Here is a 26,184-nt window from a genome sequence, read left to right on the forward strand (position 1 = left end):
CTCGATAGCTCAGTTGGTAGAGCAAATGACTGTTAATCATTGGGTCACAGGTTCGAGTCCTGTTCGAGGAGCCAATATCACTTCCCTGCTTCCCCTCGTGTTCTCTGCTGATCGCACCATCGCTGCCTGAGCTTTGCTTGTTGGCTCTGCGCCTGAGCCCTATTCGCAAGCCCTGTTCATCAGTTCTGCGCCTGAGCGCTGCTCGCAATCCTTGCTTGTCAGTTTTGCTCGCCAGTCCGCTCCTGTTCCACACCCTGCTTCCTCAGTTCTGCTCGTCAGCTTGTTCCTGCTCCACATCCTGCTTCGGAATTTCGTGCTTTCTGCCTCGAGAGCGTGTTCCCGCGTCGCCAGCATGCTGCTGTCATCCTCAGCGCGGCAGCTGCTTGGCATTGCGATGCATGCCATATCGTTTCTGCTGCTACGTTCTCTGTCTTGTCGTTGCTTCGTATGTGTTGCTGCCTCGCGCGGCCGTGATGCTGCGTGCCACAGTCTTTCTTAGTGGCATGAAAAAAGCCCCTGCGCTCGGTGTTGCATGAGAGCAGGGGCCTTGGCGGTCGACCAGCTTCGTCAGACGCGAGTCATGGTGCGAGTCACGAGAGTCTAGCGATCACCGGTGAGGTGGGCGTAGTCGAGCAGGATCTCGGCACTTTCCTGAAGCTGAGCCTGATCGATCGGGTCCTTGGCTTCCTTGTCGCTGCTGCCTTCTTCGATATCGGCTTCCTGCTGCGGATCACTCTCGGGGGAAGAGATGTGGTCGCTGGCGGCATCGAGTTCGGCAAAGCTTGTCAGTGGCTCGAGGTTGAGGGCACGACGGCGCTTATTTTCCAGTGCCAGCTGCTCGGCTTCCTGGGCATCCATCTCGCGTTTGCGCTGCTCACGATTGAGGCTGATGCTGGTCTGCTGCGCGCGCAATGCCTTTGACAGCGCGACTTCGCTCTTCAGGTAGCTGAAGTTGGGGTCCTGTTCGACGCGGCTCTGGTGGCGGGCGCGCAATGCGGCCAGGTAGCGTGCCGGATCACCGTAGCGGCGATACTTCACCGGGCGTACCTGGTCCCAGGGCAGCGCGTAGTCGAGGCTGGATTCGCCGATCTCCTGCGGGTCGATGACGCTGGGGAAGGCGATGTCCGGCTTCACACCCTTGTTCTGGGTCGAGTCGCCGGAGATGCGATAGAACTTGGCGCGGGTCAGCTTGATCTCGCCTTCGCTCAGCGAGGAGATGGTCTGTACCGTGCCCTTGCCGAAGGTCTGGCTGCCGAGTATCGGGCCGCGGCCGTAGTCCTGGATCGCACCGGCGAAGATTTCGGATGCCGAGGCCGAGAGGCGGTTGACCAGTACGGTCAGCGGGCCGTCATAGTGGGTGCCGGCGTCGGTGTCGCCATAGAGGCTGATGCGGCCGCGTGCGTCACGCACCTGCACGGTGGGGCCGCGATCGATGAACAGGCCGATCATCGAATTGGCTTCCTGCAGGGCACCACCGCCGTTGTTGCGCAGATCGAGAATGATGCCTTCCACCTGCTTGGCCTTCAGTTCATCGATCAGGCGCGCCACGTCGCGGGTGGTGCTGCGATAGTCGTCTTCACCGGCCTGCCAGGCATCGAAATCGACATAGAAGGCGGGCACATGAATGACGCCGATCCTGTGGACGCCGTCATCGCGCTTGACGTCGATGACCTTGGCATTGGCAGCCTGGTCCTCGAGCTTGACGGTGTCGCGGGTGATATCCAGTTCACGCGTCTTGGTGACATCCAGCGACTGGGCCGGAATCACTTCCAGGCGCACGACGGAGCCCTTCGGGCCGCGGATCAGGTCCACGACGTCATCCAGGCGCATGCCGACCACGTTGGTCCACTCGCTGTCGCCCTGACCCTGGCCGACGGCCACGATGCGGTCGGCCGGCTTGAGCTCGCCATCCTTCTCGGCGGGGCCGCCGGGCACGAGGCTCGAGACCTTGACGTATTCGCCTTCGGATTGCAGCAGGGCGCCGATGCCATCCAGCGACAGCTTCATCTGGATATCGAAGGATTCGCCCTGGCGCGGCGAGAAGTATTCACTGTGCGGGTCGATGCTGCCGGTCACGGCATGCATCACCAGCGTCAGGATATCTTCATCGTTGGTCTGCTTGATGCGCTTGAGCTGGTTGGAATAACGCTCGCTGAGCGTCTTGGCGATCTCGTCATCGCTCTTGTCGGACAGCGACATCGATAGCCAGGCATTCTTGAGGCGCTTGCGCCACAGCTCGTCGAGCTCCTGCTCGCTATCGGCCCATGGGCTGTCCTTGCGGTCCAGCGCCAGGCGATCGTCCTTGTCGAAATCGAAGCTCGGCTTGGCGTCCAGCGTCTTCACCAGCCAGGTGAGGCGTGCGGTGAGGCGTTGCTGATAGCGCTCGTAGAGGCCATAGATACGCTCGAGATCACCATCGACCATGGCGTCGTCGAAATCGTGACGCAGGTCGCTGAACTCGCTGATGTCCGCATCCAGCAGATAGGCTTTCTGGGGGTCGAGAGTCTTGAGGTATTGCGTAAAGGCGCGGTTGGCCCAGTGGTCATCCAGGGTCACATCTTCGTAATGCCCATAGCGCAAAGACTCGGCAACTTCGCGAGCAGCCTGTGCATCGGCGTCAGTAGGGGTGACCGCGGCACTGGCAGGGCCGGCCATGGCAAGACACAGGGCAACGAATGCCGTGCGCCGGACGTTTGCGAACAGGCTCATCAATGAAGCACTCCCGATTCATGTACACTCTGCTCCCTGAACGACCTCCCCGCAGGGGGTCGAGCGGGCATTGTAGCAGTCTCACGCACCATACACAGTTGTCTGGCGTTGATGCGTTGGGGTTGTGAAAACTCTGTCAGCGCAGGGCTTTGGCTGGCATGCCGCGCTTCTCGACGCCCCGCTGAATGGTGACTGGATGGCAGTCATGTCATCGAAGGGTCGTCACAGGTTTTCCCCATCATGTTTCTTCTTATACAGTGCCTTGCATATATCTTCGAGGACCAGACGCCATCATGACTCATGCGATTGCGGATTCCCGCGTTCCCGCACTGCTCGACTTCCTGTCTTCTTCTCCCACGCCGTGGCACGCGACGGCTTCCATGGCGCAGCGTCTTGAACGGGCGGGCTATCGTCGCCTCAGCGAGACGTCTTCCTGGCAGCTGGCGCCCGGTGAGCGCGCCTATGTCACGCGCAATGATTCCTCGTTGATCGCCTTTCGGCTCCCGAAGGGTGATACGTCGCTGAGCTCACTTCGGATGATCGGTGCGCACACCGATTCGCCCTGCCTGCGCCTGAAGCCCAATCCGGCACAGGCCAGTCAGGGCTGGTTGACGCTGGGCGTCGAGACCTATGGCGGCGTGTTGCTGAGCACCTGGTTCGATCGCGATCTGGGCCTTGCGGGCCGCGTCCAGGTGCGGCATGCGGACGGTCGTCGCGAGACGCTGCTGCTGACGGTCATGCGTCCGTTTGCCTGCGTGCCGAGCCTGGCGATCCATCTGGATCGTGACGTCAACAGCGGGCGTGCCATCAATGCCCAGACCCAGATGTCAGCCGTGGTCATGCAGCTTGGGGAAGAGGCCGGGACGCCCGCGGAGGCCTTCAATGCGCTGTTGATCGAGCTGATCGAGGAGCAGCACGGCGTGCGGGTCGCGGATGTCGTCGACTTCGAGCTGGGCTTGCATGATCTGCAGCCGGCGGCGCAGTCGGGGCTGAAAGGTGAGTTGATCACCAGTGCGCGCCTCGACAATCTACTGTCCTGTTTCGTCGGTCTCGAGGCACTGCTGGAGGCCGATGGCAGTCAGGGGGCGCTGTTCGTCACTACCGATCATGAAGAAGTCGGCAGTGCCAGCGCCTGTGGTGCCCAGGGGCCCTTCCTGGCCGATGTGCTCAAGCGCATCAATCACTACGTCGGCTTGGACAGCGAAGAAGGCTATCAGTGCCTCGTGCAGCGCTCCTTGATGATTTCTTGCGATAATGCCCACGCCGTGCATCCCAATTTCGCGGACAAGCATGATGCGGGGCATGGGCCGAAGTTGAATGCCGGGCCGGTCATCAAGGTCAATGCCAATCAGCGTTACGCCACCAACAGCACCACGGCCGGGCTGTTCCGTGAGATGTGTCGCGAGCAGGATGTGTCGGTGCAGACCTTCGTCAGTCGTGCCGACATGGGCTGTGGCAGCACCATCGGGCCGATCACCGCCAGTGAGGTGGGGGTGCCGACTCTGGATGTGGGGCTGCCGCAGTGGGGCATGCACTCGATTCGTGAGACAGCCGGCAGTGCCGATGTCGCCATGCTGATCAAGGTGCTGGTAGCCTTCTGCAATCGCGAGCAGCTGGGCTGAGTCGAGCCGGATTGTGCTGAGAGAGCGAGCGCGTATCGTAATATCGTAAAAAGACGAGCCTGGAAAAAGGGCGGCGGAGCGGGTCGCTAGGTGCGCGAGCGAAGCGCGGTCAAGGTCCGATCAAGGTCTCGACGCAGAACGCGCACTACGAAAAAGGCCTGACTGCAAGCAGTCAGGCCTTTCGAATCTTGGTTGGTGGCTACACCCTGATTTGAACAGGGGACCCCATCATTATGAGTGATGTGCTCTAACCAGCTGAGCTATGTAGCCGTCCAACGGAGGCGAATATTACGGATTGTCCGCGATGTTGTCAACGCATCAGCGCGAAAAAGAGGCAGGGAATTCATCAGGCTAGCGTCCCGGCCGCGCAGCGAGGGCATCAGGTAGGGTGTTGGTGAGAGTGCCGGGGCCGGAGAGAGAGCTGGGTATAGCCTCTCGCGAGATGGCGCGTGCGATGAGGTCGCCACTGGCGCAGGCCAGCGTGAAACCCAGGCTGCCATGGCCGACGTTCAGCCACAGATTGTCCGGGCTGTTCGCTTGCCGGGGACGGCCGAGGATCGGCGGCCCCTTGGGCGTGCTGGGGCGCAGTCCGGCCCAGGGAGTGGCCTGCGCGAAATCGCCGGCTGCGGGGAAGGTACCGCTGGCCAGCTTGCGCAGGGCGGCAATGCGCTGCTCATCCAGTTCGGGGTGGAAGCTGTCGCGTTCCCGCTGGCCGATATCCACCATCGCCGCGACGCGCAGCTGGCGTGATGCCGACGACTCCAGGTCGGCATAGACCACCTTGCGTGCCGAGTCGGTAACACTGATGCGCGGCGCGGACGTCTCCGGGGTGTCAGCTGCCAGTGGCAGGGTGAGGCTATAACCCTTGAGCGGCTGCAGGGGCAGGCGGATGCCCAGTGGGCGCACCAGCTCGGAGGCATGATTGCCGGCCGCGATGACGACCTCTTCGACGGCGAGGCATTCTCGGCGGCCATCAAGGTGTCTGAGCTCGAGCTGCGCGATGCGGCCGTTGCGTGCGCTCAGCGGGGCGACGCGCGTGTTGGCGATGCGCGTGTAGCGCCCGGAGGCCTGCAGCTTGCGCTCCAGCGCCTGACAGAAGGCATGGCAATCCGCGGTCTCGTCCGAGGCGCTGAAGATGCCGCCTGACAGATGGGCTTGCTGATGGGCCAGTGAGGGCTCCAGCGCGATGCATTGGCGCGCATCGAGCACCTGTTGGTCCTGCGGGGCGACGCGCGCGGCGGCCGCCTTGTCGAGCGCCGCCGGATCACGATGGATCACCAGCTTGCCGCGCTGCTGCCAGGCGAAGTCGCCGAGCGCGTCTCGAGTGCGCCACTCGCTCATGATAGCCTGGCTGTGCAGCGCCAGCGAGAGCATCTGCGCAGCGCTGGCCTGGTGGGTATGGTGATTGCAGGCGGCCACAAAGCGGGCCATCCAGCGCCATTGTGCGGGGTCCAGATTCGGGTGCAGTTTCAGCGGTGCCTCATTGCCTGCCAGCAACCACTTGATGGCCTGGCGGGGGACGCCGCTATCGGCCAGTGGCGCCACATAGCGATAGCTCAGCTGGCCGCCATTGGCGTGGCTGGTCTCGCTGGCGACCTCGGCATGGGCATCGATCAGGGTCACGCAGTGGCCGGCGCGCACCAGGGCGTGGGCACTGGCGAGGCCGATCACGCCGCCTCCGATGACGGTCACGTGGCGTTGCATGCTGGGCTCCCGGGTCGTGAAGGTCGTGTTTCGTTGTGTTCGAGCTTGCCGGTCGCTTGCGTGAGTGGCGAATGAAAAGGATGTGCCGCCCCATAACCTGAGGTTATGGGGTAACCTGATGCGCAGGCGCTCAAGTGCGCCCTCAAGTACGCCCTCAAGTACGCCCTCAAGTTAGCCCTCTAGACAACCGGACAGGGAGATAGCGCATGCGGCTCAGGGACCTGGAGATCTTTCACGCCGTCCTGCAGGCCGGCAGCGTGACCGGCGCGGCGCGGTTGCTGCATATCTCCCAGCCAGCGGCGAGCAAGGCGCTGCAGCAGGTCGAGCGCCAGTGGGGCATCACGCTGTTCACGCGCAGTGCAGGGCAGCTTCATCCCACCGAGGAGGCGCGCAAGCTGGAAGCGGCCAGTCAGGGAATGCTCGGTCAGCTGGACGATGTGAGACGGCTGGTCGATGGCTTGCGTGAGGGCGAGGCACGCACGCTCAAGGTGGTGGCGACGCCTGCCATCGCCCAGCAATTGCTGCCGCAGGCGCTGGGTCAGTGGCGCAGGCGTCAGCCGCGGGTCAGCTGTGAGCTGGCGACCCAGCATACCCGCGAGATCGTCGATGCCCTGTTGCTGCATGAGGTGGATATCGCCTTCACGCTGAGTGCGCCGACGCATCCTGCACTGATGACGCGTCCGCTGGTGCGCATGCCGCTGCTGGTGCTCGCGCCCGCAGGGTATTGGGCGCAGGACTGTCAGCAGGCACCGATGACGGTGGCGGAGCTTGCCGGTCAGCGCCTGATCGCGCTGGGAGCGCACGACCCGCTGGCGCGGCGACTCGATGGCCTGCTGGCGAGCGTGGCGCAGGAAGCTTCAAGCGCTTTGCCATCCTCACCGCGCATCGTGACGCGAGTGCAGACCTATCCACTGGCGGCGGCGCTGGTTCAGGCGGGGGGGGGGCTGGCGGTGGTCGATGCGCTCACGGCGCATGCCGCCACTACGGAGCGCGGCTTGAGCGCACGTCAGCTGCCCCAGGCGGGTGAGCTGGTGTTGAGCGCCGTGTGGCGACGCGAGGCGGGGCGTTCGAGGCTGGCGCAGTCGCTGGCAGACCAGCTCGCCAGACAGGCTGCGCAGTGGCTGCAGGTGCCGCTGGCAGAGCCCTCAGCGGTCTGAGCCTTCCGCTGTTTAGCCCTCAGCGGTCTGAGTCCTCCACTGATTGAGCCCTCCACGCCTTGATCGGTGTTCCTGCTTGAGCAGTTTTCCGTGCCACAACGTAGAAAGCCCCTGACCTCGTGAGAGATCAGGGGCTTTCTGTCAGGACAGGCTGTCAGGGCGTCAGCTGGGCCCGGGCGTCGCCGGGCACCGGTGAGCCATCAGACATTGAAGCGGTAGTGCACCACGTCGCCATCCTTGAGGATGTAGTCCTTGCCTTCCAGGCGCCATTTGCCGGCATCCTTGGCGCCTTGCTCGCCCTTGTAGGCGATGAAGTCGTCATAGGAGATGACTTCGGCACGGATGAAGCCTTTCTGGAAGTCGGTGTGGATGACACCAGCGCCTTCCGGTGCGGTAGCGCCGATCTTGACGGTCCAGGCACGCACTTCCTTCACGCCAGCGGTGAAGTAGGTCTGCAGGCCCAGCAGCTCGTAACCGGCGCGGATGACGCGGTCCAGGCCCGGCTCTTCCATGCCCAGCTCGTCGAGGAACATCTCGCGCTCTTCCTCGTCCAGCTCAGCGATCTCGGCTTCGATCTTGTTGCACACCGGCACGACGCTGGCGCCTTCGTTGGCGGCAATGCCGCGCACGATATCGAGGTAGGGATTGTTCTCGAAGCCTTCCTCGCTGACGTTGGCGATGTACATGGTCGGCTTGAGGGTCAGGAAGCCGAAGCCGCGCACGATCTTCAGGTCGTCATCGCTGAGGCCGAAGCTGCGCAGCGGCTGGCCTTCGGCCAGGTGCGGCTGGATGCGTTCCAGCACGGCCTTGGTGGCGATGGCTTCCTTGTCGCCGCCCTTGGCGACACGGGCCAGACGCTGGATGCTGCGCTCGACGCTGTCGAGATCGGCCAGGGCCAGCTCGATGTTGATGGTCTCGATGTCGGCGGCCGGGTCGACGTGGTTGGCGACGTGGATGACGTTGTCATCCTCGAAGCAACGCACCACGTGCGCGATGGCGTCGGTCTCACGGATGTTGGCCAGGAACTTGTTGCCCAGACCTTCGCCCTTGGAAGCGCCAGCGACCAGACCCGCGATGTCGACGAATTCCATGGTGGTCGGGATCACCTTCTCCGGCTTGACGATCTCGGCCAGCGCGTTCAGGCGAGGGTCAGGCATCGGCACGATACCGGTGTTCGGCTCGATGGTGCAGAAGGGGAAGTTCTCGGCGTCAATGCCAGACTTGGTCAGTGCATTGAAGAGAGTGGACTTGCCGACGTTCGGCAGGCCGACGATGCCGCAATTGAAACCCATGGCGCTAGATCCTGGTGTGACGTATCGAATGGGGCGTGGCACTGGCAGTCGTCTCGACCAGCAGGCTCTGGGTGCACAGGCACTGGGCATGCGGGGAAACGAGTGGGCAGGCACGGAATGAAGACAGGCGGGAAGTGTAAGGCCTCATGCCGCCGAGGTCATCCATTGGGCGCATGTCGCGCGACAAATGATGCCTTTTGCTGCTGATCGCGTGGCGAGACGCGCGCACGCAAGCGAGGTGATGCGCTGAGCGAATCACCGAAATTCGGAGAGGGGTGATGCAGAGGTTCAGCTCTTGAAGGAATGCAGGCGATTCATGGCCCGTGCCCATTCGCCACTGATGGCGTCGGGGAGGGTCATCACCACTTCGTCGATGGCGTCGTCGATGGCCTGGCGTTCAGCCTTGCCGGGACGTCCGAGCACGAAGTTGGTCACCAGCTTGGCATTGCCGGGGTGGCCGATGCCGATGCGGGCACGATGGAACGACTTGTCGTTGCCCAGTGCACTGATGATGTCGCGCAACCCGTTGTGACCGCCATGGCCGCCACCCTGCTTGTAGCGGGCGGTGCCGGGGTCGATGTCCAGCTCATCGTGGGCGACGAGCAGTTCATCCGGGGCGAGCTTGTAGAAGTTGCACAATGCGGCCACGGCCTGACCGCTGCGATTCATGAACGTCGATGGGAACAGCAAATGCAGATCCTGACCGGCGAAGTGGACCTTCGCGTATTGGCCATGGAACTTGCGTTCCGGACGCAACGTGGTGTGACCGTGGCGCGCAAGAGCGTCAAGGAGCCAGACGCCGGCATTGTGACGGGTGTCTTCGTATTCGTTCCCCGGGTTACCGAGGCCGATGATCGCTTTCACTCGTGACATGCGCTGTCTGGCTCCTTGATCAGGCTGCGTTATTCTGCAGCAGGTGCTTCTTCGCCTTCAGCAGCATCTTCTGCGTCAGCAGAGATGTTCGGACGAGTGACGTTGACCACAGCGGTGTCGTGATCGGCACCGTGGGACAGGGCAACGGACTCGGCGCCTTCCGGCAGAGCGATGTCGGACAGGTGCAGGGTGTGGCCAACTTCCAGCTTGGACACGTCCAGCTCCAGGTATTCCGGCAGGGCTTCCGGCAGGCAGCTGATTTCGACGTCAGTCGCCAGGACATGCAGGACGCCGTCCTGGTCCTTGACACCGACACAGGCTTCCTGACCAGTGATGTGCAGCGGCACGTTCATGGTCAGTTTGTGGGTCGGATCGATGCGCAGGAAGTCGACGTGAGTCAGCAGCGGCTTGAACGGGTGACGCTGCAGGTCACGGATGACGACTTTCTCGGTCTTGCCCGCAACATTCAGGGTGATGATGGAGGAGTAGAACGCCTCATCGTCAACCGCCTTGTACAGGCTCGGCTTGTCGATCATGACCGGAGTCGGAGCCTGGTCGGCACCGTAGATGATGGCCGGCACGAAGTCGTTCGTACGACGCAGGCGGCGGCTCGCACCTTTCCCCAGGTCTTCACGAACTTCAGCATTCAGTTTGAACAGTTTCATTTTGCAGATACCTCAAGGGTCTAATGAGAATCCGGTAGCCCCCGCGACCAGAGCGCTACCGGATCCATGAGGCCGGCCCGGAGATTTCCGGGCCGGCCGCTTGTCGGCAGATGACGGATCATCTGCCGTTGTCAGTGCCTCTTCCTCGAGCAGCGGCGAGCAGGGCCCGCCGACAGGACTCAGTGGAACATGGCGCTGACGGATTCTTCATTGCTGACGCGACGGATCGCCTCGGCGATCAGGCCAGCGACTGTCAGCTGGCGGATCTTGCCGGAACGACGCGCGGCGTCGGACAGCGGGATGGTGTCGGCAACCACCACTTCGTCGAGGACGGAGTTGGTGATGTTGTCGACCGCCGGGCCGGACAGGATCGCGTGGGACGCATAGGCCACGACGCGGTTGGCGCCATGATCCTTGAGTGCCTCGCCCGCCTTGCAGAGGGTGCCGGCGGTATCGATCATGTCATCGACCAGCACGCAGGTGCGGTCCTTGATATCACCGATGATGTTCATCACCTGGGCCTGGTTGGCCTGGGGACGACGCTTGTCGATGATGGCCAGCTCGCAGTTGAGCTGCTTGGCGATGGCACGTGCACGTACCACGCCGCCCACATCCGGGGAGACGACGATCAGGTTGTCATAGTTCTGACGTTCGATGTCGTCGAGCAGGATCGGTGAGCCGTAGACGTTGTCCACCGGCACATCGAAGAAGCCCTGGATCTGATCGGCATGCAGGTCCATGGTCATGACGCGATTGACGCCAGCCTTGACCATCATGTCCGCGACCACCTTCGCCGAGATCGGCACGCGAGCAGAGCGCACGCGGCGGTCCTGACGGGCGTAACCGAAGTAGGGAACGACCGCAGTGATACGCGCCGCAGACGCACGACGCAACGCGTCCACCATCAGGATCAGCTCCATCAGGTTGTCGTTGGTCGGTGCGCAGGTGGACTGCATGATGAAGACGTCCTTGCCGCGAACGTTTTCGTTGATTTCTACCGCAATCTCGCCATCGCTGAACTGACCGACGGTTGCATGGCCCAGGCGGGTATCGAGGGCTTCAGCTACCTTGCGGGCGAGAGCGGGATTGGCATTCCCCGCGAATACCATCAGTTTTGACACGCGCAGCCACCTTTGGAGTCTTGTGGGATCTCGGGAGTGGAGAATTCCGGGTTGACCGGGAACGGCCAGGATTGGCTGGGGTACCAGGATTCGAACCTGGGAATGTCGGTACCAGAAACCGGTGCCTTACCACTTGGCGATACCCCAGCAACGTTCACTTCAACCAGTTGCTGTGCTCAGGCCGAAGCCAGAGCGGCATGTAGAGGGGAGATATTGCAACCGCGTGCCGAGAAGGCGTGCCACATCGGGCGCTCGAGTTCGAGTCGACCCAGCACCTCGCTGGCCTGTCGTGCGTCGTCAAACGCACAGAACACACAGGCGCCGGTGCCCGTCAGTCTGGCGGTGCCGAACTGGTCCAGCCAGTCCAGGGCGTCGGCGACTGCCGGGTACAAAGTGCGCACCACGACTTCACAGTCGTTGCGGCCCCCCTGCAGTGCGCGCGCCATACTAATCGCGAGGCTGGAACGTGTCAATTGCGGGTGGCCGAACACGGCGGGTGTCGCGACCTCGACACCGGGGTGGATCACCACGAACCATGGGGTGTCCAGCGGGGCTGGCACCAGGCGTTCACCGATGCCTTCGGCCCAGGCGGCGAAGCCACGCACGAACACCGGCACATCCGCGCCGAGCGACAGGCCGAGCTCGGCGAGGGCGTCTTCGCCAAGCTCGAGCCCCCAGAGTCTGTCCAGCGCCAGCAGGGTCGTGGCGGCGTCGCTGCTGCCGCCCCCCAGGCCGCCACCCATCGGCAGCACTTTCTCCAGCGTGATATCGACACCGGGCAATGCGGTGGGTGACGCGACCTTGCCCTGCGCGTGTGCGGCTTCTCGCAGCAGGCGCGCGGCGCGCACGATCAGGTTGGCCTCTTCGGGCACACCTTCAATAGGCGGCGAGAGGCGGATGGCCTCATCGTCGCGCAGCGTGAAGCTGAGGCTGTCGCCGTGCTCGAGAAACTGGAACAGCGTCTGCAGCTCGTGATAGCCATCGGCACGCTGGCCCGTGATATGCAGCATGCGGTTGAGCTTGGCCGGTGCCGGCAGCGTAAGAGTCATGGTCGATGCGGATGCGGATGCGGATGCGGCTGTCGGGGTCGTCATGGAAGAAGGAGAAGGTGTCACGATCACAGCGCCTGCCACTGGTTGACGATGAGCGTGGCGGTGAGGTCGCCGTAGTAGAGTTTCATCTTGCGCGGCAGCCACAGGCCTTCGGCGCGAGTCCAATCCTGATAGTCCACTTCCCAGCCATCCTGATAGAGGGTGGTCGGGAAGCCAAGTTGATCTGTCTCGAGGTCATGCTCGCCAGCGGCCGGTACGCCGCGCACCCAGTTGTCGAGGGCGCCCAGCGGCAATGACCAGCCCAGTTGCGCCAGCATCAGGCTCTCGGCATCCGGGGCCTCGAAGTCACCCTCGGAGGAGGAGAGGCGCACACCATCGGCGTCGCGCACCAGGGTCGTGCGCCCCGCGCCCAGCGGCCCGGTGATCAGCATGTGGTAGTCATCGCCGTCCTGCTGCCAGTCGAGGTTGGCGCTGTGGCCTTCCTCGGGAGTGCGAATGCCGACCTTGCCTGCCAGCTGCCAGTGGGTCAGGGCGGCAAGTTGCGCGTCCTGTTGCTGCCAGTCGCCGTCGCTGCGCGTCAGATCACCGGCATTGTCGCTGGCCATCTGGCTGGCGCAGCCGCTGAGTACCAGTGTCATGGCCAGCAGGGCTGGCCCGAGCAGGCGGCGTGCCTGGCCCAGCAGGGGGAGTGACAGGGGAGAAGTGATCATGACGCGAAGGCCTTCCGGATGGCGAGAAGATGAGTGACGGTGAGTGAGGCTCCACTCACTGACGGGTCAGGATAATGGACTCGCCAGTGGGCAGAAAGTGCCGGGTAGCGTGGCAGTGCCCTTCAGGGCGCGTCGACGACCGGGCGCAGCTCGGGGATGTGCTGGAACAGGGCTTCGAGCTCGCTGGCTTCTTCAAAGCGCTCGCTCAGCTCTACCGCCAGACCACGGGCTTCATCCTCGCGGCCCAGCGCCCACAGCACCTCGATGAGATGAGCGCCGATCTCGGCATCCTGCTGCTGGGCCCAGGCGGCTTCCAGCGGTGCCAGCGCATTGTCGAGGTCGTCGGTCAGATAGCGGCCCCAGCCGAGGCTATCCAGAATGGCCGCGTCGTCGGGCGACAGTGCATGGGCGCGCTCGATCAGGGCCAGTGCTTCCTCGAGGCGGTCCGTCTCCACCAGCAGGGTGTAGCCGAGCGCGTTGTAGGCGCTGGCGTTGTCGGGCTCCAGCGCGATGACTTCCCGCAGGTCTTCTTCCATGCCGCCCAGCTGATCATCTTCCAGACGGCGGATGCCACGCAGGAACAACAGGCTGCCCAGCTCGCTTTCCAGCGTGTTGCGCGTGTCGGTCTCCTGGGCGGCGATGGCTTGCGCAAGTGCCTTGCGGCGCGTGGTGATGCTGCTGCTCAGCAGGGCATCGGCCTCGGCATGCGCCTCCTGGGAGTCGAGCAGGTCGATCTCGAAGCTGAGCAGCGTCATGGCATGACGCGGATGACGCAGGCGTTCCACGGCCAGGAACTGACGGGCCTCGTCCGTGCGCTCATGTTCGACCAGCAACTGGGCGGCGCGGGCGCGGCTGGAAATGTAGCGCTCGCCGTCCGGCACCTGACGGTAGTAAAGGATGGCGTTGTCGACGTCGCCGCTGGACTCGGCGGCCAGCCCCAGCAGGGCGTAGGCGGCGTCCGGCACCGGGTCTTCGTCGAGCAGCGGCAGCAGCAGGCGATGGGCGTCCTCGGGGGAATCGGCATCAAGATAGAGGCTGGCCAGCGCCAGGCGCAGACGTGGCGCGTTGGGATGGCGGGTGATGAGGCTGTCGATGCGCTCGCGTGCCGCGTCCAGATCGCCGCTGGCCAGTTCGGTCTGCGCGGCGCTCAGGATCAGGCGACTGTCATCGGGGGCGATCTCAAGGCCTCGGGCCACCGCGCGCCGCGCCGCCTCGAGACGCCCCGCGCTGCGTTCGATCTCGCTGCGCGCCAGCCAGAGCTCCGCCAACGTGGCGTGAGCGCTTTCCAGGCGCACCAGGCGTGCACGCGCCTGTGTCTCATCTCCCAGCGCTGCCTCGAACAGTGCCGCGGCAATCTCGGGCATCGGCTGCTCGGGATGCTGGGCGATATGCGTCTCCAGCATCGCCAGCAGGGGTTCGAGTTCGGCGCCGGCATCGATCGCCTGCTCGGCCAGGGTCGCCAGATTGCCATTGCCGCCACTGGCGGTGAGCATCAGGCGCTGCTCGAGCGCGGCCTGCCAGTCGCCTCGCTCGACCGCCAGGCGGGCGCGGATGATGCCGGGCTCGCTGGCGGATTCATCGAGTTGCTGCCAGCGTTCGGCGGCGCGTTCCAGCAGGGCCGGGTTGTCGGCGAAACGGGCCGCGAGCACGGCGCGGCGCGCCAGTTCCGGGTCATCGAAGTGACGGCTGGCGGCCAGATAGCCATTGGCGGCGCGGGGATAGTCACCGCGCTGTCCGGCGAGTTCGGCGCTCAGCAGCTGATTGAGGCTGTCGGCATCCAGGCCCTGCTGGATGGGCGGCGCCGTGGCCAGCGGGTCGGGCTGCGCCATCAGGGGCGCGGAGTCGCTCATCGACTGACAGCCGGTCATGCCCAGCAGCAATCCGCCCACGACGCAGGACTTCCACCCGCCGCGCGGGCGACGGAGGACATCAAGGCAGGCGTGCGCGTGCGGGGGGCTATGTTCAGCGGCAGTCGAAGCGTGCATGCAACCTCGCGTTTGTCAGTGGGAGCAGGATGAGGGATCGGGGCGGTCGAGCCGCAGGCCGGGTCATGCGCGCAGCTTGGCGCTGACGAAGGCGTCGTGTCTCGCAGCATAACGGCTGGCGGCGAGCGGGGATAGCGTTGCCGACGCGAGGAAGTGGCATGACCCACCGGAGGCCTCGTATGCCGACAGAGACGCCGCGCGGGCTGATAGCGATAGCCTGCCAGCATCATGGAAAATCCTCATCGGCTGCGACGTGCTGCGGGGTCGCGTGGTCCAGACGCTGTGGTAGAATGAGCGCGCTAATATTACGATCTCAGCCGCTTCGGCAGCCCTGTGTGCCTTTATGTCAGCCGCCTTTGTCCCCATTGAGTCGACAGGTGTAAAGGCACCGAGCCTGCGCGGATTACCTGCTGTCCTGGCCTTGGCCTCGCGGCAGGCCAGCACCGAGAGCCGCCTGACATTGACGCCGATTCCTGCCGGCCAGACCCTGACGACTGACTCCATGACCCTTCTTGCCCTTGGCATCAATCACCGCACCGCCGCCGTTGACGTGCGCGAGCGCGTTGCTTTCACGCCCGCGCAGCTCGATGCCGCGCTGGGCGAATTGAAGCGCCTGCCGGCGGTCTCCGAAGCGGCGGTGCTGTCGACCTGCAACCGTACCGAGCTCTACTGCGTGACCAGCGATGGCGCCAAGTCGGTGCTCGAGTGGCTGGGGCGTTTTCATCGCCTGCCGGTGGAGGAGCTGTCGCGTTGCAGCTATCAGCACCTGGGAGAAGAGGCGGTACGCCACCTGATCCGTGTCGCGGTGGGGCTGGACTCGATGGTGCTGGGCGAGCCGCAGATTCTGGGCCAGCTCAAGGACGCCTATCAGTTCGCGCGCAACTCGGTGGGGCTGGGCGGTGAGCTCGAGCAGCTCTTCCAGCATATCTTCCAGGTCGCCAAGCAGGTACGCACCGAGACCGGTATCGGCGAGAACCCCGTCTCGGTGGCCTACGCCGCCGTCAGCATGGCCAGCCACATCTTCGATGACTTCTCGCGGGCCAATGCCCTGTTGATCGGTGCCGGCGAGACCATCGAACTCGTCGCGCGTCATCTCAAGGAAGCGGGCATCGCCAACCTGTGCATCGCCAACCGCACCGTGTCGCGCGCCGAGCGTCTGGCCGATGAGCTGGGCGGGAGCGCCATCGGCCTGGAAGGCATTCCGCATGCCCTCGAGAATGCCGATATCGTGATAGCCTCCACCGCTTCCCAGCTGCCGATTCTCGGCAAGGGCATGGTGGAACGCGCGCTCAAGAAGCGCCGCTACAAGCCGGTGTTCATGGTCGACATCGCCGTGCCGCGCGATATCGAGCCGCAGGTCGGCGACCTCGACGACGTCTTCCTCTATACGGTCGATGACCTGCAGGAAGTGATCGACGAGAATCGGCGTCACCGTGAGCTGGCCGCTGCCCAGGCAGAAGAGCTGATTCGCCAGGGCGTCAACGCCTGGTTGCACCTCAAGCGGGTGCGCAGTGGCGGCGAAGTCATCAAGCGCTACCGCAGCCATGGCGAGCAACTGCGCGCCGAATGCGAGGCGCAGGCGCTGGCGGAGCTCGATCAGGGACGCGACCCCCAGGAAGTGGTCGCGCAGCTGGCACGCCAGCTGGCCAATCGCTTCATGCATCACCCGACGCTGGCACTGCGCCAGGCCTCGGGAGACGATCGCCAGGATATTCTTCAGACGGCCCAGACGCTTCTGCTCGCGCCGGCTGATTCATCACAGGACCCTTCATGAAAGACAGCCTCATCACCAAGCTCGACACCTTCCATGACCGCTTCGAGGAGATCTCCGCACTGTTGTCGGAGCCCGAAGTGATCGGGAACCAGGCCAGGTTCCGCGACCTGTCGCGGGAGTATGCCGAGCTTGAGCCATTGATCGAGGCATGGCGCCGCCATCGCGGCCTGAACGAAGACCGTGACGCCGCGCTGGCGATGGCGGAGGACAGTGATCCCGAGATGCGCGACATGGCGCGTGAGGAAGTCCGCGATACCGATGCGGCGCTCGAGACCCTGGAAGCCGAGATCACCCAGCTGCTGATTCCGCGTGACCCGGATGACGGTGCCAACGTCTTCCTCGAGGTGCGTGCCGGCACGGGCGGTGACGAGGCGGCGCTGTTCGCCGGTGACCTGTTCAAGATGTATTCGCGCTACGCCGAGCTCAAGGGCTGGAAGGTCGAGACCGTCAGCGCCAGCCACGGCGAGCACGGCGGCTTCAAGGAAGTCATCGCCCGCGTGAAGGGCGAGGGCGTCTACTCGCGCCTCAAGTTCGAGTCCGGCGCGCACCGCGTACAGCGCGTGCCCGCCACCGAATCCCAGGGGCGTATCCATACCTCGGCCTGCACCGTGGCGGTGATGCCCGAGGCCGATGAAGTCGGCGACGTCGACATCAATCCGGCCGACCTGCGCGTGGATACCTATCGCAGCTCCGGTGCCGGTGGTCAGCACGTCAACACTACCGATTCCGCGATTCGCATCACCCACCTGCCCACCGGCGTGGTGGTGGAGTGTCAGGATGAGCGCAGCCAGCACAAGAACCGTGCGCGCGCCATGTCACTGCTGGCGGCGCGCCTCAAGCAGGCCGCGGTGGACACCCAGGCACAGGCCACCTCCGATGCCCGTCGCAAGCTGGTCGGCTCCGGGGATCGCTCCGAGCGCATCCGTACCTACAACTTCCCGCAGGGGCGTCTGACCGATCACCGTATCAACCTGACGCTCTACAAGCTCAATGAAGTGATCGCCGGCCAGCTGGACGAAGTGATCGAGCCGCTGGTGGTGGAATACCAGGCCGATCAGCTGACCGCACTGCAGGAGCAATAAGGTGAGAATCGATGTCACCCTGGCAGCCGCGACTGCCCGTCTGAGCGAGGCGGGCAGCGATTCTCCGCGTCTGGATGCCGAGTTGCTGCTGGGCGAGGTAATGGGACGAGAGCGCACCTGGTTCTATACCTGGGGCGATCGTGATCTCGAGAGCGAGGCCGGCGCCGAGGGCGTGGCACGTTTCGAGGCGCTGCTGGCACGTCGGGCCGAGGGCCATCCCGTGGCGCATCTGCTCGGGCGGCGTGAATTCTATGGCCTGACGCTGGCCTGTTCACCGGCCACGCTGATTCCGCGCCCGGACACCGAGGTGATGGTGGAGTGCGCGCTGGAACTGGCCGAGGCCACCAGCGGCAAGCTGCTGGATCTCGGCACCGGCACCGGTGCCATCGCGCTGGCCTTTGCGCGTCATCGCCCGCAGTGGCAGGTGCTGGGGGTCGATCTCATCGAGGAAGCCGTGCAGCTTGCACGCGGCAATGCCGAGCGTCTGGCGATCGCCAATGCCGAATTCCGCCAAAGTGACTGGTTCAGTGCCGTCACCGAGAGCGGCTTTGCGCTGATTACCGCCAACCCCCCTTATCTGGCCGATGATGACCCGCATCTCGCGCTCGGCGATGTGCGCTTCGAGCCGCGCTCGGCGCTGGTCGCGGCCAAGTCAGGGCTGGCGGACTTCCTGCATCTGATCGCCACTGCGCCGCAGCACCTGGCCGCAGGCGGCCACCTGATGCTGGAACATGGCCTTACCCAGGGCAATGAAGTGCGCGAGGCACTGCGTGCCGGCGGCTTCGTCGACGTCGAGACCCTGGAAGACCTGGGCGGGCGCGAACGCATCACGCTGGGCAAGCTGGCCTGATGCTCGCCGGGCGCCGTCTAGCGGTGCCCGTGCGTGGTCCCCGCTGACACCCTCGCGCTTGGCACCCCTGTAGTGCATTCCACCGTTTTCAGTGGAGTCTGCGTGGAATCCTCGTCACAGTACCGCCAGTGAAGGCGTATCCCCTGTTGGCCGGGTATGATAGTAATGAACCTGCATGATTGGCATGGTCATCTGATAACCCCCTTGTTATCCGACGGCCTGACTGCACGGAAGCCAGGAGCACGGATGATCCTGCTGCAAGTCACCCTGCTGGGAAAACTATTACAATGAAAGCAAAATCACGCTCTCTGGACCGCATCGACCTCAAGATTCTGCGTTGCCTGCAAGAGAATGCCCGTATCTCCTATGTCGACCTCGCCTCGGAAGTCGGCCTTTCCACCACGCCGTGCCTGGAGCGCGTCAAGCGCCTCGAGCGTGCCGGCGTCATCCGCGGTTACAAGGCGGTACTCGACCCCAAGGCGCTCAAGGCCAATCTGTTGGTCTTCGTCGAGATCAGTCTCGAGACGCAGTCGCCGTCGGTGTTCGATGAGTTCCGCCGCGCCGTCTCCAAGCTGCCGCAGATCCAGGAGTGTCATCTGGTCTCCGGTCAGTTCGACTACATCCTCAAGTGCCGGATTCCGGAAATGTCCGCCTATCGTCAGCTGCTCGGCGATGTGGTGCTGACGCTGCCCGGCGTCAAGGAATCCAAGAGCTATGTAGTGATGGAAGAGGTCAAGGAGCAGTTCTCGCTGCATGTGCCCGATATCGAGGAGCTGGATGCCAAGTAATGGCAAGCCCTGTGGTTGCCTTGCAGGGCGCGTGGCTCCTCACTTCATTTACCGATAGGCGGCTTTTCTCCCATGCAAGATTCGCAATTGCTGCGCTACTCGCGCCAGATCCTGCTCCCTCAGGTCGACATCGCCGGGCAGCAGCGCCTGTTGGCGGCGCGGGTTCTGGTGATCGGGGCGGGTGGTCTGGGCTGCCCGGCAGCGCTTTATCTGGCAGCCGCGGGCATCGGCACCCTGGTGGTGGCCGATGATGACCACGTCGAGCTGTCCAATCTGCAGCGCCAGATCGCCCATGGTGACGCCGACATCGATCAGCCCAAGGCGCAATCACTCGCCGCCTCGCTGTTGGCGATCAATCCCGATACCGAGGTGATCGCGTTGTCAGAGCGCCTGCAGGGTGAGGCGCTGGCCGAGCAGGTGGCCGCCGCAGACGTGGTGCTCGATTGCACCGATCGCTTCAGCTCGCGCTTCCCGATCAACGCCGCCTGCGTGGCAGCGGGCACCCCGCTGGTGTCCGGCGCCGCGATACGCTTCTCCGGCCAGCTGGCGGTGTTTGATCGCCGTGAGCCACAGGCGCCGTGTTATGGCTGCCTGTATCCTCCGGATGAGCTGGGCGATGAAGAGCTGACCTGTGCCGAGAGCGGGGTCATCGCGCCGCTGGTCGGCATCATCGGCGCCTTCCAGGCATTGGAGGCGCTCAAGCTGATCAGCGGTGCCGGCAGCGTGCATCGCGGCCTTGCCACCTTCGATGGCCTCAGTGGTGAATGGCGGCGCATGGGCCTCAAGCGCGACCCCGGCTGCCAGGTGTGTGGTCAAGCGTCATGATGTAGTCGGTCAAATCGACGGTATATCTCCAAGTCGCATGTCTTCAGGACAGCATATCTCTAAAAAGCCCCGCAGCCTTTCTGGCTGGCGGGGCTTTTTTGTCGCATGTTGTGGTGGAGCGGCCGGCGCTGCGCATGCCGCGTGTGCGCACCACCAGGGTGCGCCAATGCCGTGGGGTGTTGAAGATTTCTCCCATGCAGCGCAATCAACATGCAGCATTACAGTGAAACGTGTGGTAAATATCGAAAATATTCCAGTCGATGGTGAATAAACTCAACAAGAGCGGATGAGGAGGTGCATGGGCGGCTTCAGATCAGGCACGCAGAGCGAGTGTGCTGGCTCGTATTCCTACTACCAGGCCAGCCAGCGTGTGACGCTTGACCCATGCCCGCCTCTTGTCGGTGAGCAGCGTGCCGATGTCTGCGTGATCGGCGGCGGTGTCACGGGCTGCTCCGCTGCGCTGCATCTCGCCGAGCGTGGCTATTCGGTCATTCTGCTGGAAGCGCAGACCATCGGTTTCGGGGCCTCCGGGCGCAGTGGCGGCCAGATCCTGCCGGGGCTCGGCACCGATATCGCGACGGTCGAGAAGGCGCTGGGGCGCGAGCAGGCACGCGCCATCTGGGAGATGAGCCGCGAGTCCGTGCGCCTGACCGCCGAGCTGGTCGCCCGGCATCAGATTCCCTGCGACTTCACCCAGGGCTACCTGCATGCCGCGGTCAAGCCGCGCCATGTGCGCGAGCTGCAGGAGTTCCAGGCGCGCATGGCACGCGATTACGACTATCACGCGCTGCAGTGGCTGCAGGGCGATGCGCTGCGCGAGCGGGTCGTCACCGACGCCTATCCGGGCGCGTTGCATGATGGTGAGGGCGGTCATCTGCATCCGCTCAACTATACCCTCGGACTTGCGCGAGCTGCCCAGCAGGCCGGCGTCACGCTCTGCGAACAGAGCCGGGTGCGTCAGATCGACCACGGCCAGAGCGGCGATACACCCGATGGCACCTCACGGCGTGCTCGTATCCATACCGAGCATGGCTGCGTGAGCGCCGAATTCGTGGTCGTGGCCACCAATGCCTACCTCAATGGCCTCGTCGCCTCGCTGGAAGAGCGCATCATGCGCGTCGCCAATTACATCGTTGCCACCGAACCGCTCAGCGAGGCTCAGGTCGCGCAGGTCCTGCCGCAGGATGACGCGCTTTCCGATGCCAACTTCGTGCTCGACTACTACAGTCTTTCTGCCGACAGGCGCCTGCTGTATGGCGGTGAGGTGAGCTATACCGGTCAGGAGCCGCGTGGCCTCAAGGCGCGCATGGACAGCAAGATTCGCCGCCTGTTTCCGGTGCTCGATGGCGTGGCGATCGATTACCGCTGGGGCGGTGACGTGGCCATCACCATGAACCGCGCGCCGGACTTCGGGCGTCTTGCGCCGAATGTCTATTACGCCCAGGGCTACTCGGGACATGGCATGTCGCTTGCAGGATTGGCGGGCAAGCTGGTCGCCGAGACCATCGCCGGTCAGGCAGAACGTTTCGATATCTTTGCCGCCATGCCGCACCGCCCCTTCGTGGGTGGGCGCTGGCTGCGAACTCCTCTGCTGGTCCTGGCGACCAGCTTCTACACGTTGCGTGATCGGCTCTAGGCCGAGGCCATGATGAAGGTGCTGCACATTTGACACTGTTGAACACCCCGACAGCCCAAGAGCTGGAAACGACTGGTGAGTAATCGCAAGGGAGGCGCGATGAGCGCGGTGGATGGCAAGGACGCTGGTACGCCCGAGCAGCACACGACGAGAAAGCCTGCCGGCGCGCGGGCGCCTGGCGGCACGCACGCCAGCGAGAGCGTCAGTGAGCATGTCGGTGATAGCTTCGACGATAACGCCGGTGAGAACCTTGGCGATACCGTCAATGAGAGCGTCGGCGAGAGCCACGGCACCAATGCGGATCAGCCCGCGCTGCCGCGACGCGCGGCATCCTCCATCCAGCTCAAGGGGCTGCACAAGCGCTTCGGCAATGAGGTGGCGGCGCTGGATGGCGTGGACCTGAGCATCCAGCCCGGCGAGTTCTTCACGCTGCTGGGGCCTTCGGGCTGTGGCAAGACGACACTGTTGCGGATTCTGGCCGGTCTCGAGGCGCTGGATGAAGGTCAGGTGGTGATCGGTGGACGGGATGTCACCGAGGTGCCGCCGCATCAGCGCAGCGTCAACACGGTCTTCCAGTCCTATGCGCTGTTTCCGCATCTGTCGGTGCGCGACAACCTGGCATTCGGCCTGAAGATGCGCGGTGTCGCCTCCCGGGAGTGCGAGGCCAGGGTTGCCGAGATGGCGGAGTTCATCAAGCTGGGCAGCCTGATCGATCGCCGGGTCGACCAGCTCTCCGGTGGTCAGCGTCAGCGCATCGCGCTGGCGCGGGCGCTTGTCTGCGAGCCGGATGTGCTGCTGCTGGATGAGCCCCTGTCGGCGCTGGATGCCGGCCTGCGCAGCCAGATCCAGATCGAGCTGCTGCGCCTGCAGAAGCGCCTGGGCATGACCTTCGTCTTCGTCACCCATGATCAGCAGGAAGCGATGGTGATGTCGGACCGCATTGCGGTGCTCGACAGCGGCAGCCTCCAGCAGGTGGGCTCGCCGCGTGAGATCTACGAGCGTCCGGCCAATGCCTTCGTGGCGCGCTTCATGGGCCATGCCAATCTGTTCGACGTCACGGCTCGCGATGACAGCCGCAGTGACGCCATCCGACTGACCACGCCGCTGGGCGTACTGACCGCACAGGCGCCGGGCACTGGCAGTCTGCTGCTGTTGCGTCCCGAGACGCTGGACCTGCGCCGGCGACCCGCCAGCGAGTTCGAGCGTCACGACGTGCTGGAGAACCACTTGCCGGGCCGAGTGCAGGAGCGACTCTACCGCGGCAGCCACGCCGAATATCGTGTCGAGGTAGCGGGTGTCAGCGTGCAGGTGGTGGTCAACAACCGGGGTGGCCAGTTGCCGGAAGTCGGCGACCAGGTCGATGTGGTGGTCGCCGCGCAAGACCTGATCACGCTGGGGGAATGACGATGGCCTATCACGCAACCCTGGCCACTGCGCGCAGCCGCGCGGTGGTCGCCGAGTCACGCCACCTGTTGCTGACGGTCGCGCCCGGTGCACTGTGGATCATCGTCTTTCTGGTGCTGCCCAGTCTCTATCTGATGAGCGTGGCCTTCATGACCAACGGCCCCTATGGGCTGCCGGAAATGCCGTTGTCATTGACCTCGTTTCAGCAGCTGGCCGGACAGGGCTTTCTCGGCTGGAGCCCGGGCAACCTGATGACGCTGGGGCGCTCGCTGTGGCAGACCGTGCTTTCCACTGTGCTGGTGGTGCTGGTGGCCTATCCGATCGCCTATTACATCTCGCAGTCAGACCAGCGCTGGCGGCCGATCATGCTGCTGGCGGTAGTCGTACCGTCCTGGACCAATCAGGTCATTCGCACCTTCGGCTGGATGAATCTGCTGGCGCCGGGCACGCCGCTGGCGGAGCTGGCGGAAGCCATGGGCATGATCGCGCCCAACATGGGGCTCTATCCGTCCAATTTCGCGGTCACTCTGGGGCTGGTCTACAACTTCCTGCCGTTCATGGTGCTGCCGCTGTACGCCGCCTTCGAGAAGTTGAATCTTTCACTGGTGGAGGCGGCGCAGGACCTCTACGCCTCGCCGCTCAAGGCCTTCTGGCACGCGGTCTTCCCCCAGACGCTGCCGGGGCTGTTGGCGGGTGTCGTGCTGGTGGCGATTCCGGCCTTCGGCATGTACGTGATTCCGGAGCTGCTGGGCGGCGGCAAGGGCATGATGCTGGGCAATCTGGTCGCCAATCAGTTCGCTGGCAGCGCCAACTGGCCGCTGGGTGCGGCGGGCGCGATCCTGATGCTGATCGCCACTTTCATTGGACTGTATGCGATGCGCCGTATCGGCAAGCGGCTGGGCGGCGGTGAAGAGGTGGTGATATGAAGCGCGGGAGCTTTCACAAGGGATTGCGGGGCTTCTGGTGGCTGACGCTCGGTTTTCTGTATCTGCCGCTGATCGTGGTGATGCTGTTTTCCTTCAATGCCTCCAACAGTGCCGCCAGCTTCACTGGCGTGTCGCTGCGCTGGTATCGGCGCCTGCTGGGCAATGACGCGATTCTGTCGGCGCTGGGCAATTCGCTGCTGCTGGCGGTGGTGTCGTCATTGCTGGCGCTGATGATCGGCACGCTGATCGGGTATGGCATGTATCGCCATCGTCACCGCAAGCTGGGCTGGCTGATCGTGCTGATCTATCTGCCCATCGTGCTGCCGGACATCGTGTTCGGGATCTCGGAAATGACCTTCTTCGTCAAGATCAATGAGCTGACCGGTCTGCTGTCGCCGGGACTGGCCACCATGACCATTGCACACGTCACCTTCCAGGTGCCGTTCGTGGCGTTGATCGTCTACTCGCGCTTCGTCGGGCTGGACCCGACGCTGTTCGAGGCGGCCAAGGACCTCTACGCGACACCGCGGCAGCGCGTGCAGTTCTTCATGTTGCCGACACTCAAGCCGGCATTGATCTCGGGCTTCCTGCTTTCCTTCACGCTGTCGCTGGATGATTTCGTGATCAGTTTCTTCACCGCCGGACCGGAGAGCGCCACCTTGCCCATCTACATCTGGAGCGCGATACGCAAGGGCGTGACTCCTGAAATCAATGCCATCGCCACGTTGATGATGGCGGCGGTCGCCCTGGCGGCGCTCATGAGTCTGGTGCTGTCACGACGGCGTACGGCGTCGTGAGCATACGCAATATCCACAGGCGGTCTGACACTGCTGTCCTTGCCGACGTCGGGCCTGATCATTCATCACGCACATCCCATCATTTCTCAAGCACGTTGAGCGGAGCATCACAATGACAAACAACACGCTGCGTTTCGCTGTCGCCATCGGCAGTCTGCTGCTGGCAGGTGCCGTCCAGGCCGAAGACAAGAAGCTGTATCTCTTCAACTGGACCCAGTACATGGATCCGGAAATCATCACCGCCTTCGAGGAGAAGTTCGGCGTCGAGGTAGTCGAGAACTACTACAACTCGCTACCGGAAATGCTGGCCAAGCTCAACGCGGGCGGCGTCTCCCAGTACGACATCATCGTGCCGTCCAACTATTACGTGCCGCGTCTGATCGAAACCGGCCTGGTGCAGAAGATCGACAAGGCCAAGGTCCCGAACCTGGCCAATGTCGCCGAGCAGTTCAGTGACCCGAATTTCGATCCGGGCGCCGAATATACCGCTCCCTATCAGTGGGGCGTGACGGGACTGGTCTACAACGCCAGCACCTTCAAAGAGGCGCCCAAGAGCTGGTCCTTGCTGTTTGATCCCGCCGTCAATGTCGATTACCCCTTCAGCCTGATGGGCGATGGTCAGGTCAGCATGGGGTCTGCCTGTGCCTATCTGGGGCACGGCTACGACTGCACCGACCTGGATGACTGGCGCGAAGCCGCCAGGCTACTGATCGAGACCAAGCACCGCGACAACTTCAGCGGCTTCTCCGATGGCACGCCGGCGCTTCAGCAGCTGGCGCGCAAGGTCACCCATGGCGCGTTGTCCTACAACGGCGACTACCTGTTCTATCTGGAGGAAAACCCGGAGTCCTTCGCTGACATCAAGTTCGTCATTCCTGACGAAGGTGCCGAGAAGTGGGTGGATTCGATGATGATTCCGGCCAAGGCACCGCACCCGGAGCTGGCGAACGCCTTCATCAACTTCATTCTGGATGCCAAGGTCGGCGCGCAGCTCTCCAACTACAACTACTACGCCAGCCCCAACGCCGCCGCGGCACCGTATCTGGATGAGGTACTGACTCAGCCACCGATTCAGCCCTCTGAGGATGACATGGCGCGCCTGCGTTTCTCACCGAGTCTCTCCGGCCAGCAACTGCAGGTATTTCAGCAACTGTGGTCTGAGGTGCAGTCGCGCTGAACCGAGGGAGCTCTGAACCGAAGGAGCTCTGATTG

At 63.8% G+C, this 26,184-nt stretch carries 21 protein-coding genes and 2 tRNA genes; 12 read left to right on the top strand and 11 right to left on the bottom strand.

The window, feature by feature from the left end:
* Window positions 1-600: 600 nt before the first annotated feature.
* Window positions 601-2,709 (bottom strand): carboxy terminal-processing peptidase, encoded by a 2,109-nt coding sequence (locus R2R70_RS00005; RefSeq protein ID WP_216059678.1) that lies wholly within the window; start codon window positions 2,707-2,709, stop codon window positions 601-603.
* Between the two features lie 293 nt (window positions 2,710-3,002).
* Between R2R70_RS00005 and R2R70_RS00010 the strand changes: the two genes are divergently transcribed.
* Window positions 3,003-4,331 carry a M18 family aminopeptidase gene (locus R2R70_RS00010; RefSeq protein WP_410976913.1) on the top strand — a complete coding sequence of 443 codons (1,329 nt, stop codon included), beginning with the start codon at window positions 3,003-3,005 and terminating at the stop codon, window positions 4,329-4,331.
* 193 nt (window positions 4,332-4,524) lie between these two features.
* Here R2R70_RS00010 and R2R70_RS00015 read toward each other — a convergent pair.
* Window positions 4,525-4,601, bottom strand: a tRNA-Met gene (locus tag R2R70_RS00015).
* An 81-nt stretch (window positions 4,602-4,682) separates the two neighbouring features.
* Window positions 4,683-6,035, bottom strand: coding sequence for an FAD-dependent oxidoreductase (locus tag R2R70_RS00020; protein ID WP_410976914.1), 1,353 nt, complete (start codon window positions 6,033-6,035; stop codon window positions 4,683-4,685).
* A gap of 206 nt (window positions 6,036-6,241) precedes the next feature.
* Between R2R70_RS00020 and R2R70_RS00025 the strand changes: the two genes are divergently transcribed.
* The gene (locus tag R2R70_RS00025) at window positions 6,242-7,192 is read left to right on the top strand and encodes a LysR family transcriptional regulator (protein WP_410976915.1); all 951 of its coding nucleotides are present in this window, start codon (window positions 6,242-6,244) and stop codon (window positions 7,190-7,192) included.
* Between the two features lie 200 nt (window positions 7,193-7,392).
* On the opposite strand, the gene ychF is transcribed toward R2R70_RS00025, so the two are convergent.
* From ychF to R2R70_RS00065, 8 genes are all read right to left on the bottom strand, one after another.
* Complete coding sequence (gene ychF / locus R2R70_RS00030) at window positions 7,393-8,484, bottom strand: redox-regulated ATPase YchF (RefSeq protein ID WP_107335448.1); 1,092 nt, start codon at window positions 8,482-8,484, stop codon at window positions 7,393-7,395.
* Window positions 8,485-8,772: 288 nt separating this feature from the next.
* The gene (gene pth / locus R2R70_RS00035) at window positions 8,773-9,357 is read right to left on the bottom strand and encodes an aminoacyl-tRNA hydrolase (RefSeq protein WP_043335900.1); all 585 of its coding nucleotides are present in this window, start codon (window positions 9,355-9,357) and stop codon (window positions 8,773-8,775) included.
* Between the two features lie 29 nt (window positions 9,358-9,386).
* Window positions 9,387-10,022 carry a 50S ribosomal protein L25/general stress protein Ctc gene (locus tag R2R70_RS00040; RefSeq protein WP_043335898.1) on the bottom strand — a complete coding sequence of 212 codons (636 nt, stop codon included), beginning with the start codon at window positions 10,020-10,022 and terminating at the stop codon, window positions 9,387-9,389.
* A 179-nt stretch (window positions 10,023-10,201) separates the two neighbouring features.
* Window positions 10,202-11,143, bottom strand: a complete 942-nt coding sequence (locus R2R70_RS00045) for a ribose-phosphate pyrophosphokinase (RefSeq protein WP_172978614.1) — start codon at window positions 11,141-11,143, stop codon at window positions 10,202-10,204.
* A 72-nt stretch (window positions 11,144-11,215) separates the two neighbouring features.
* A tRNA-Gln gene (locus R2R70_RS00050) sits at window positions 11,216-11,290 on the bottom strand.
* 29 nt (window positions 11,291-11,319) lie between these two features.
* Window positions 11,320-12,192, bottom strand: a complete 873-nt coding sequence (gene ispE / locus R2R70_RS00055; RefSeq protein ID WP_131431347.1) for a 4-(cytidine 5'-diphospho)-2-C-methyl-D-erythritol kinase — start codon at window positions 12,190-12,192, stop codon at window positions 11,320-11,322.
* A gap of 68 nt (window positions 12,193-12,260) precedes the next feature.
* The gene (gene lolB / locus R2R70_RS00060) at window positions 12,261-12,905 is read right to left on the bottom strand and encodes a lipoprotein insertase outer membrane protein LolB (RefSeq protein WP_410976916.1); all 645 of its coding nucleotides are present in this window, start codon (window positions 12,903-12,905) and stop codon (window positions 12,261-12,263) included.
* A 122-nt stretch (window positions 12,906-13,027) separates the two neighbouring features.
* Window positions 13,028-14,794 (bottom strand): tetratricopeptide repeat protein, encoded by a 1,767-nt coding sequence (locus tag R2R70_RS00065; RefSeq protein WP_410976917.1) that lies wholly within the window; start codon window positions 14,792-14,794, stop codon window positions 13,028-13,030.
* A gap of 598 nt (window positions 14,795-15,392) precedes the next feature.
* Between R2R70_RS00065 and hemA the strand changes: the two genes are divergently transcribed.
* The 10 genes from hemA to R2R70_RS00115 all read left to right on the top strand — a co-directional run bounded on the left by hemA (window position 15,393) and on the right by R2R70_RS00115 (window position 26,149).
* Window positions 15,393-16,664, top strand: a complete 1,272-nt coding sequence (hemA, locus tag R2R70_RS00070) for a glutamyl-tRNA reductase (RefSeq protein ID WP_192838326.1) — start codon at window positions 15,393-15,395, stop codon at window positions 16,662-16,664.
* On the top strand, window positions 16,661-17,746 hold the full coding sequence (gene prfA, locus R2R70_RS00075) for a peptide chain release factor 1 (RefSeq protein WP_043335881.1): 1,086 nt from the start codon (window positions 16,661-16,663) through the stop codon (window positions 17,744-17,746). Before hemA ends, prfA begins: the two co-directional genes overlap by 4 nt.
* 1 nt (window position 17,747) lies before the next feature.
* On the top strand, window positions 17,748-18,596 hold the full coding sequence (gene prmC / locus R2R70_RS00080; RefSeq protein WP_248379545.1) for a peptide chain release factor N(5)-glutamine methyltransferase: 849 nt from the start codon (window positions 17,748-17,750) through the stop codon (window positions 18,594-18,596).
* 287 nt (window positions 18,597-18,883) lie between these two features.
* The gene (locus tag R2R70_RS00085; RefSeq protein WP_043335877.1) at window positions 18,884-19,384 is read left to right on the top strand and encodes an Lrp/AsnC ligand binding domain-containing protein; all 501 of its coding nucleotides are present in this window, start codon (window positions 18,884-18,886) and stop codon (window positions 19,382-19,384) included.
* Window positions 19,385-19,456: 72 nt separating this feature from the next.
* Entirely contained in the window at window positions 19,457-20,209 is a 753-nt protein-coding gene (locus tag R2R70_RS00090) for a HesA/MoeB/ThiF family protein (protein ID WP_043335874.1), read from the top strand.
* Window positions 20,210-20,507: 298 nt separating this feature from the next.
* Window positions 20,508-21,845, top strand: coding sequence for an NAD(P)/FAD-dependent oxidoreductase (locus R2R70_RS00095; RefSeq protein ID WP_410976918.1), 1,338 nt, complete (start codon window positions 20,508-20,510; stop codon window positions 21,843-21,845).
* Window positions 21,846-21,920: 75 nt separating this feature from the next.
* Entirely contained in the window at window positions 21,921-23,249 is a 1,329-nt protein-coding gene (locus tag R2R70_RS00100) for an ABC transporter ATP-binding protein (protein WP_410976919.1), read from the top strand.
* A gap of 2 nt (window positions 23,250-23,251) precedes the next feature.
* A complete protein-coding gene (locus tag R2R70_RS00105) occupies window positions 23,252-24,175 on the top strand; it encodes an ABC transporter permease (protein WP_107335442.1) in 924 nt (307 codons plus the stop codon).
* Window positions 24,172-24,972 (top strand): ABC transporter permease, encoded by an 801-nt coding sequence (locus R2R70_RS00110; RefSeq protein ID WP_410976920.1) that lies wholly within the window; start codon window positions 24,172-24,174, stop codon window positions 24,970-24,972. Before R2R70_RS00105 ends, R2R70_RS00110 begins: the two co-directional genes overlap by 4 nt.
* A gap of 112 nt (window positions 24,973-25,084) precedes the next feature.
* Window positions 25,085-26,149 carry an ABC transporter substrate-binding protein gene (locus R2R70_RS00115; RefSeq protein WP_410976921.1) on the top strand — a complete coding sequence of 355 codons (1,065 nt, stop codon included), beginning with the start codon at window positions 25,085-25,087 and terminating at the stop codon, window positions 26,147-26,149.
* Window positions 26,150-26,184 lie beyond the last annotated feature (35 nt).

It is taken from the genome of Cobetia sp. SIMBA_158, from assembly GCF_046566945.1.
GTDB lineage: Bacteria > Pseudomonadota > Gammaproteobacteria > Pseudomonadales > Halomonadaceae > Cobetia > Cobetia amphilecti.

Excerpts from the sequence above, each read along its gene's own strand:
- R2R70_RS00085 (WP_043335877.1), top strand. The coding sequence starts at position 18,884 with ATGAAAGCAAAATCACGCTCTCTGGACCGCATCGACCTCAAGATTCTG.
- R2R70_RS00010 (WP_410976913.1), top strand. The coding sequence starts at position 3,003 with ATGACTCATGCGATTGCGGATTCCCGCGTTCCCGCACTGCTCGACTTC.
- ychF (WP_107335448.1), bottom strand. The coding sequence starts at position 8,484 with ATGGGTTTCAATTGCGGCATCGTCGGCCTGCCGAACGTCGGCAAGTCC.
- R2R70_RS00025 (WP_410976915.1), top strand. The coding sequence starts at position 6,242 with ATGCGGCTCAGGGACCTGGAGATCTTTCACGCCGTCCTGCAGGCCGGC.
- R2R70_RS00020 (WP_410976914.1), bottom strand. The coding sequence starts at position 6,035 with ATGCAACGCCACGTGACCGTCATCGGAGGCGGCGTGATCGGCCTCGCC.
- R2R70_RS00115 (WP_410976921.1), top strand. The coding sequence starts at position 25,085 with ATGACAAACAACACGCTGCGTTTCGCTGTCGCCATCGGCAGTCTGCTG.
- prfA (WP_043335881.1), top strand. The coding sequence starts at position 16,661 with ATGAAAGACAGCCTCATCACCAAGCTCGACACCTTCCATGACCGCTTC.
- R2R70_RS00040 (WP_043335898.1), bottom strand. The coding sequence starts at position 10,022 with ATGAAACTGTTCAAACTGAATGCTGAAGTTCGTGAAGACCTGGGGAAA.
- R2R70_RS00090 (WP_043335874.1), top strand. The coding sequence starts at position 19,457 with ATGCAAGATTCGCAATTGCTGCGCTACTCGCGCCAGATCCTGCTCCCT.
- ispE (WP_131431347.1), bottom strand. The coding sequence starts at position 12,192 with ATGACTCTTACGCTGCCGGCACCGGCCAAGCTCAACCGCATGCTGCAT.
- R2R70_RS00110 (WP_410976920.1), top strand. The coding sequence starts at position 24,172 with ATGAAGCGCGGGAGCTTTCACAAGGGATTGCGGGGCTTCTGGTGGCTG.
- hemA (WP_192838326.1), top strand. The coding sequence starts at position 15,393 with ATGACCCTTCTTGCCCTTGGCATCAATCACCGCACCGCCGCCGTTGAC.
- lolB (WP_410976916.1), bottom strand. The coding sequence starts at position 12,905 with ATGATCACTTCTCCCCTGTCACTCCCCCTGCTGGGCCAGGCACGCCGC.
- R2R70_RS00005 (WP_216059678.1), bottom strand. The coding sequence starts at position 2,709 with ATGAGCCTGTTCGCAAACGTCCGGCGCACGGCATTCGTTGCCCTGTGT.
- pth (WP_043335900.1), bottom strand. The coding sequence starts at position 9,357 with ATGTCACGAGTGAAAGCGATCATCGGCCTCGGTAACCCGGGGAACGAA.
- R2R70_RS00105 (WP_107335442.1), top strand. The coding sequence starts at position 23,252 with ATGGCCTATCACGCAACCCTGGCCACTGCGCGCAGCCGCGCGGTGGTC.
- R2R70_RS00095 (WP_410976918.1), top strand. The coding sequence starts at position 20,508 with ATGGGCGGCTTCAGATCAGGCACGCAGAGCGAGTGTGCTGGCTCGTAT.